The following is a 7,818-nucleotide window of genomic DNA, read 5'->3' on the forward strand; positions in this document are numbered from 1 at the left end:
TCCGGGAAAGCCCTGACCACCGCATCCGGAATGACCGGTTGGCCGAACAACGGCAGGCCCCTCAGGCAACATTCCGCCTTGAAGCGCGCAATTGCCAATTTGTACATATTATGTCGAGCTGGCTCCCTGTTGAATTCCTGAATGACTTGATCCGGGATCACTTTTTTATTGTCATGCAGGATGTTCTGTAAGCACAGTTTTTGCAGGAAGAAGCCACTTCTGAGAGACGTTCTGTCATTTCCATAGGCAGTAATCACATCAATGGAGGTGATTTTACGTCTTTGTAGCTGTTTATTTTTCCAAAAGGCGTCTTCAAGATCTTTGGCCATATCTGAAGTGAAGGTTGCACCCCCGGAAAACGAAGGGTTTGAAACGCTTTTACTGTTAAATGTACTTCTGCGGCGGTCAGGAACCCTGCCTGAACCGTCTTGCGGAACAACCTGGCAGGCAGACTCCGGGGCGGTATAGGCCGATGTGGTTGCTTTCAGAATAAAATCCTGCGCATTTGGATTATAAATTCCACCGTTTGACCTCAGAATGATTGTTAGGTTCATTCATAGAGCGTTGTGGGGCCGTGATGACAGGGTGAGCGTTGGCTTTGGGAAGGTTTTTATCCGTTCAGCGATGGGCTGCGTGGTAGCAACCCTGAAGCATCAGACGTCATCTGCAGTACATTGAACTGCTGATTGATTGCGGGAGCCTTGTAGCAGGCCATTAATTATTAATCAGCAATTTCAGATCGTGTTTTTCAGATTCTTCGAGTAAATGACAAATAAAATCTTTCTCTTTATTCAAGGTTTCAATATTGTTCTCCAGGGTTTTGATTTCAGCTTGATAGTTGTTTTTTATCTCATCTATTTTTTTGTTGCTTTCAAGTAGTAAATTTTTGGATACTTCAATTTCTACCCTTGCTGATTTCAGATCTTCTTCCAGTTGTTTGATTCGTTTCTCACTGTCAGTCGGAGTGCTTGTAAATGGCTGAGCTTTTTCTCTTGATTTTTGGCTTTCTGCTTTTTCTGCTATTAATGTTTCCCGAAGATCTGATGCCTCTAAACGAGGATCTGATACCTCTGGCTGTTTTTTTCTTTTTAATAGTCTTGCGGACCGTTCAGCTTCCTGCTCAACATGGAGTTGGGAGGCTTCATTCCGGGTTTGGCACGGTGGTGTAAAAGGCGTAAAACAGGCAGTGAATGCAGGGTAATCGATGTCTTCTCCTATCTCTGGGTCTTTGCCACTGGGTATAGAGCTTACACCTGGCTTAAATGCCAGCAGAAAAGGAAAAATACTGTGGTATTGATGCTCATTTTTCCATAGTTCTTCATTAACAAACTCATTTTTGTGGGTGTTTCTGAAGTCTGCAACGATAAAATAGTACTGCTTTAAATTCATTACCGCCGCTAGAAGAAACTCATATTTCTCAATGTCCTGTTTCGTCAGGTGGTATTTTTTGGCATGAACCAGTGGGTAGATCAATGTGGCAAAGGTTTGCTCAGAATTCAGCTTATTAGCCAATGAACTGATATTAAATTCAGTCGTTGCGACTGTTCTCCTGATAGGGGCTCCGGTTTCCGGATGAAGATCATTGACTTCATCATGACCGGGCATTTCTGGCATTATCCGTAGAAAGTCTTTCAGTGCCTGCAGGAAAATATCATGGACGCCGGGTGTGCTGCTTTCCTGTCGGGATGGTTTGTAATCCTTGTAGGATGTTGTAATAAATGTTGTGATTTCATTCCATTGTGAATGACCAAAAAGCGCTTTGCCCTTACTGTCAATATCTTCAGGCTTGAGAAACTGGCTACAGTGTTTAATTCTTATTTTCTTCTTGTCAGCTTCGGTTGGCTTTGGGTCTTTTAAGGATAATGTCAGCTGTTTCCTGAGAGATCCTGCTGACAGTTTCCATCCTTTATGGCTGATATATCGGGTTAAAAAAATATCCAGACATTCCCATGCTGTTATTGACCTTTTTTCGATTTTGTACCCGGTCTCGTAAGCGAAATACTTTTCACCATCCTTGAGTCCTCGCATCAGTATGTTTTTTGCCTGATCCCACAGGTAATGAATGGTTGTCATTTTGTGAAACCTGTTATTGCCTGTTGTTTTAACCGGCTTACTGGCTATTTCTCTACCTGCATCTATGCCTGGCATCCACTCTGCCAGTACCTGTACCTCATTTACGGGGCTGTCACCGCCCTGGTAATGGTTGCTGAATGAATCCAGGATGCTGCTGAAAGCATCCCAGAAGTCACCAAAAATTTCATTTCCCTTGCCTTGTCCTACTGTTAAATCGGTGAAGATTTGTCGATGGAGACTTTCTGTCTGTGCTGTCCTGGGCTTGGAAATAGCGCGTGCTTTCAATACCTTTGCAGCATGTGGAAGTTGATCCCGGTCCTGAGTGGTAGTGTGACGTTTTCTTTGAGTGAGTGATGCAGGGCGATCAAGCGTATAGCCCATTGCCATTTTTGTTTTACGGTGCGGACCTTTGGGTTCTTTGGTCTGGGAGGGGGCTGGAATGAAGTAGTCCTGGCTGGCTGCGGATATGTTCATAGTTTCAGCTTCTGCCCTGAGTTACTGAGAGTATATCGATTAATAATAACCTGCATTCAAACAGCATCCTGTTTGAAAAATTATTATCAGGTGGCTGCAGTTTTCAGTTTGTCAATCAGCAAGTTGAAATCTATAAAATGAACAGACTGAATTAATATCGAGCTTTAGAATTCCAAACTTCCAGAAAGTTCCCAATCCCTGATTTTTGACATGATTTTACTAATAAAGAGGATACTCACCTTCGTGCACTAGCTTGTAATTGGCACCCTGATCACTTTTTACAATACTGACTTCAAAGCGGTCTTCCTTAAACCGAACCAGCATGTATTTCTGGAACACTGCTGCACCTCCGAGAAAGACAGGGAGGTGCTTGCCTGGTCCGTAGAAATTCCAGAGCGTATGAAAATTGATCTTGCCAACATAAGAGTGCAGGTGTCCGGCAAAAATAGCGGAAACTTTATACCGACGCAGGATATCTTTTATCTCATCGGTAAAACCGGAGATATGGTAGTTCAGGACAATATGTTTACCCTCTTTGCTGGCCTGTTCCAGGTCGTTGGCCAGCCACTCCCTGGCGGATTGGATATCAAAATAATCCCTTCGGGCTTTACCAAAGTTCCAGCCATCCCATTTTGCCGTATAGGTTGGGTAATTATTGAGCTGAACGAAATGGATATCACCAATATCCCAGGAGTAGGCAAAGCTTTTACTGTACTTTTTTTTCAGTGATGGGAATTCGTAATAAGTATCCGTGATGTGATGGTCAAAACTGCGGACATTCAACGTACGAACATGGTCGATCAAATAAAGCATCATTCTGGATGCGCAGTTATTCACAAAGCAGTCGTCAACATTGTTTGAAATATCATGGTTGCCCAGGCCCGGATAGACGTTCATATTTAATTCTTTGTGGTACAACTGGTAGTAGGCGTCGAATTGCCAGTCGTGACCAAAAGCGGTTAAGTCACCATTGATGACGACGCCAGCAAGTTTCTCCTTGCCCAGGTCGTTCATTAGTGCATTCAGGCTTTGTACGTGATTCATATTTTCCCGCCAGGCCTTGTCCCGGTTATCACAGGTTTCCCTTGATGTTTTACATGACCATGGATATTGAGGGTCTGACATGAATGCCATATAGAAATCGTGATAATTGAATGGGATCAGCTGCGCATGGGAAAAGGTGTTATCCAGTGCTTCCAGTGCTTCGCCCACATTGGCCGAAGAACGGTAATAGGTTGTGCAAACACCGCTCCCATCCGGTGCTTCACAGGCTTCCAGAGCCTGGTCCGGAGCCAGTTGGATTGAGGTTATCGAATCATCGCCAAAATGCTGGTCACCGAAAAATTCCTGTGCGTCAGTGTCGGTTTTACACAGCGAAAATGCCTGACCCGAATCATACACCTTTGTGCACTCTTCCTCTTCTGCTGCAAGGCATTGATTCATTAACGCTATGCCCAGAACGAGTGGGGACAGGTTCTTGAATGCGGTCTGGATGCAAAGGTCAGGCATGATGGAGCCTCATATTCTTGAAAAGAGTATACGGTTCAGAAACCGTTTTATGATTTTTCTGAAATGAGTTTTAGTGAACTGACACGGTGAAAAACTAAACAATATATCGACAGATGTTTGTTCCCGTTGAACAGGCCCGGAAAGTCTTTGCTATCCTGAACGGAGTTTAATAATCATGAACAGTGTTTGAGATTGATTCTGAAAAACAAATGGCTTTTGTTTTTAAAGGGTTAAATGGACTTTGCAACATAATCCGACACTGCCGAATAATCATATATGGATTAAATAGAGATAAGTGTTATGACTAAAGGACGGTTAATAGGAATAATCCTGTCAGGATTTATTGCGTCGGCCTGCTCTCAGGATAAACGCTTTGCTCCCGACGATGCTCTTGATGATGCTTTTGATGATGCTCTTGATGAAAGCGTCACTTCAGAAAAGCCCATGTATCACAAGCACAGTGTTGAAGAGATTCTGAACGCATCAGAGGATGAAGAACTGGTCAGGATCTCTGGTGAAATTGTTAAGAAAATCAAAGGGAAAATATACCTGTTTCGTGGCGAAACCGGGGAGATTACTGTGGTTATTGATGATTCAGTTCTACCCGGTAAGCGGGTTAGGCTGAACTCTCCCACTGTTATTAAGGGAGAGGTGGATAATCCACCCGACAGGCTCCCCCGGGTTGAAGTGGATGACATTCATTTTGTCTTCTAATCGTATCAGCCGGGCTGTACGGTCAGGCTCTATCGTGAATGCGGTGGCCAGAAATCACCCCATTGAATGGATTGATCACCCAGCACCAGAAAATCAGGGTTAATAAGACTTTCTTTCCTGTTATAACTGAAGCGCTGGCCCTGCGGATTGAGAAATAAACCTCCGGCCCCTTCAACAACCCCCTGAACAGCCCCGGTATCCCATTCAGAAGTAGGGCCGAGCCTTGGATAGATATCAGCCAGGCCCTCAGCAATCAGACAGCTTTTCAACGCACTGCCTACTTTTCTGGAGATGAGGTCCGGATAAAGGGTTTTCAGCCAGTCAAGGTAATGACTGGCCGCTTCAGTTCCATAACTCCGGCTGCCAAGCACGACAACTTCCTTCTCTGGAGCGAACTTTCTGGGCAGGATTGCCTGAGCGAGTCCATCTTTACCCTGTTTCCAGGCGCCAATGCTTTTGCCTCCCCAGTAGGTGGTATCCGTTGTGGGGATATGTACGATGCCAAGGAGCGGGTGGTTATTCTCGATCAGGGCAATATTGACTGAGAATTCACCATTGCGGTTGATGAACTCCTGGGTGCCATCCAGAGGGTCAATCAGCCAGTAACGCTGCCAGTTTTTCCTTTCCTGCCAGGAAGGATGATCCGACTCTTCAGAAAGCAGAGGGTATTTTATGGGTAAACTTGTCAGTTCATTAACGATGACAGCATTCGCCGCAAGGTCAGCCCTGGTTAACGGCGTCCTGTCCGCCTTGGTTTCTATCCCGATATCTTCCTGATGATAGACGGCAAGAATCTGTTTTCCTGCCTCCCGGGCAATGCGAACTAACCCGGGTATTAAAGACTCAAGATCGTTGCTCATATCCCGCACCCTGTTGGCCCAAAACCTGAGGTTGTCTGCTAATTGTCAACATGCTTCAGTAACCCGGTGTTTCTGTGGAATGTGTTCGGTTTCCTGATGGTATTGGCTTGAAATATCCGGCCATTATAGTGGGCACTGGCTACCGGTATCCATAAATGACCATGGAAACCGGGCCGTTGTGACTTTTCTGGCATTGAAAGCACGGAATTTCATTCACACTATGGCACTGATAAAATGCCTGGCAACGATTGAGGTATGATTCTTGATTCAGCAAAAACCTATGGTATTGCCGAACTGTTGGCCATCCGTTATCCCGACAGTCAAAAAGGGCCCTGGGACACAGGAACCTATAACGCTATCGAGGACTTCCGGGAACTGTTTATTGCCTCTTAGCGTATTATTTGCCCTGAAAAGACTGCCCTCCGAGATGTCGATCTCGACCGGCCGCAGCCTTTTCACGATAAAAAGCAGTCAAGGTGACCGAATGAGTAATAGTGAAAAGATCAGACTTGATAAATGGTTGTGGGCAGCACGTTTTTATAAAACCCGGAGTATCGCCAGGGAAGCCATTGATGGTGGTAAAGTGCACTTGAATGGTCAGCGGTGCAAGCCGGGCAAAGAACCCCGGGTTGGTGATGTGATAAAACTTCGTGCTGGCTGGGATGAGCGCATCGTTATCGTTAAGGCGCTCAATGATAAGCGGCAGAAGGCAGACCTGGCCCAACAGCTCTATGAGGAAACGCCTGAGAGCCTGCAGGCCCGCGAAGAGGCGGCAGCGGATCGAAAAGCCTTGCGAGGAGCCATGCCAAGACCGGATCACCGTCCGGATAAAAAGCAACGTCGTGAGATCCTCAGGCATAAGGCGGATTACTGATGCCGGTTGGCGTCATTGTGCATACTGTATGGCGACCTTGATCGCTTCTGTCAGGCTGACTTCGCTGGCCTCACCGGTACCGGCAATATCATAGGCGGTGCCATGATCCACAGAGGTTCTCAGAAATGGCAGGCCACAGGTAATGGAAACCGTACGTTCAAAGTCCACCATCTTGGTCGCGATATGGCCCTGGTCATGGTACATGGACAGTACGCCATCGTAAGCGCCGTTGAGCGCCTGATGGAAAACGGAATCAGCAGGAATGGGACCAGTGACATTCCATCCTTCCTGCCTGGCCCGCATGATTGCAGGCTCAATGGCAGAGATTTCCTCATCACCAAACAGCCCGTTTTCTCCACAGTGGGGGTTCAAGCCGGCCACGGCCAGCGCTGGAGACGGTATGCCCAGCGACTTGAGAATCCGGCATGACTTGACAATGCCCTTGAAAACCCTGTCTTCATCAATGGCATCACAGGCCTGCCTGAGTGACAGGTGGCGGGTTAGAAAGAAAACCCTGAGCCCTGAAACCTGGAAGAGCGTCATGGGGTCATGGGTGTGAGTCAGTGATGCCAGTATTTCCGTATGGCCGATATGAGGAATCCCTGCCGCGTTGAGAGATAGCTTATTGATGGGTGGGGTCACCATTGAGCCTTGTTCCTGGTGTTGGGCTCTCTGCTGGATATAGTCAACAGCCTGCTCAATGAACTGGTAGGCGGCCACTCCGGATGCCGCAGAGACTTTCCCGAAAATAATGTTGTCGATATTCCGGATTGGGGAGTCAAGCAGGTGGATTTGTCCGGGCTTGTGCACGTCGGTCGTTGTATATTTGATCCGCTGAAAGCCTGCCTTTTTCCTGCACAGGCTGACAGCCTGTTCCAGCCATCGACCATCACCAACCACGACAGGCCGACAGGTTCCGGCAAGTTCCGGGTCACATAAGGACTTGATAATGATTTCTGCGCCGATACCGGCCGGGTCACCCATCGGGATACAGATCAGGGGAGGCATTTCTGCTATCGGTCATACCGGGACCGCCTGCAAGGCTGGAGACCTTTATCAGCTTAGCAGTAATGTTGGGTGCACAAGACTTCATTTCTGAGGAGTTATTTCTGAGGAGTTAAAGGGGTTTGGTGAAACCAATGCCAGGGAAAAGCTTGTAGTTGACGTCTATCCGCCTACAGGTCATCACAAAAATGTTCAAGAAGCCTGATTATTGAATGGGTTGTGTTTAAAGGAGGAACTTTTACCAGAGGAGTTGATCTTAAGCCAGAGTTCAATCATTCAAATTCAATAATTTAATGCATAGTCCTATTT

8 protein-coding genes are annotated in these 7,818 nt (G+C 46.5%); 3 read left to right on the plus strand and 5 right to left on the minus strand.

All coding sequences use genetic code 11. The features are described 5' to 3' along the window. From KDK13_RS18730 to KDK13_RS18740, 3 genes are all read right to left on the minus strand, one after another. Positions 1-554, minus strand: a 554-nt coding sequence (locus KDK13_RS18730; RefSeq protein WP_257286530.1) for a hypothetical protein, incomplete at its 3' end; no start/stop codon positions are given. A 160-nt stretch (positions 555-714) separates the two neighbouring features. Next, complete coding sequence (locus tag KDK13_RS18735) at positions 715-2,547, minus strand: hypothetical protein (protein WP_257286531.1); 1,833 nt, start codon at positions 2,545-2,547, stop codon at positions 715-717. A gap of 219 nt (positions 2,548-2,766) precedes the next feature. Further along, a complete protein-coding gene (locus KDK13_RS18740) occupies positions 2,767-4,056 on the minus strand; it encodes a metallophosphoesterase (RefSeq protein WP_257286532.1) in 1,290 nt (429 codons plus the stop codon). A 300-nt stretch (positions 4,057-4,356) separates the two neighbouring features. Between KDK13_RS18740 and KDK13_RS18745 the strand changes: the two genes are divergently transcribed. Further along, positions 4,357-4,770 carry a NirD/YgiW/YdeI family stress tolerance protein gene (locus tag KDK13_RS18745; RefSeq protein ID WP_257286533.1) on the plus strand — a complete coding sequence of 138 codons (414 nt, stop codon included), beginning with the start codon at positions 4,357-4,359 and terminating at the stop codon, positions 4,768-4,770. Positions 4,771-4,799: 29 nt separating this feature from the next. Here the strand turns inward: KDK13_RS18745 and cysQ are convergent, their stop codons facing one another. After that, positions 4,800-5,630, minus strand: a complete 831-nt coding sequence (gene cysQ, locus KDK13_RS18750) for a 3'(2'),5'-bisphosphate nucleotidase CysQ (RefSeq protein ID WP_257286534.1) — start codon at positions 5,628-5,630, stop codon at positions 4,800-4,802. Between the two features lie 255 nt (positions 5,631-5,885). Here cysQ and KDK13_RS18755 point away from each other — a divergent pair, with 255 nt between their 5' ends. After that, positions 5,886-6,023, plus strand: coding sequence for a hypothetical protein (locus KDK13_RS18755; protein ID WP_257286535.1), 138 nt, complete (start codon positions 5,886-5,888; stop codon positions 6,021-6,023). A gap of 91 nt (positions 6,024-6,114) precedes the next feature. Continuing rightward, on the plus strand, positions 6,115-6,504 hold the full coding sequence (gene hslR / locus KDK13_RS18760; protein WP_257286536.1) for a ribosome-associated heat shock protein Hsp15: 390 nt from the start codon (positions 6,115-6,117) through the stop codon (positions 6,502-6,504). Positions 6,505-6,516: 12 nt separating this feature from the next. Here the strand turns inward: hslR and pdxA are convergent, their stop codons facing one another. Continuing rightward, positions 6,517-7,512: a 4-hydroxythreonine-4-phosphate dehydrogenase PdxA gene (gene pdxA, locus KDK13_RS18765; RefSeq protein ID WP_257286537.1), complete on the minus strand. Its 996-nt coding sequence runs from the start codon at positions 7,510-7,512 to the stop codon at positions 6,517-6,519. Between the last annotated feature and the right edge of the window lie 306 nt (positions 7,513-7,818).

This window comes from Endozoicomonas sp. SESOKO1, assembly GCF_024606265.1.
Lineage (GTDB): Bacteria > Pseudomonadota > Gammaproteobacteria > Pseudomonadales > Endozoicomonadaceae > Endozoicomonas.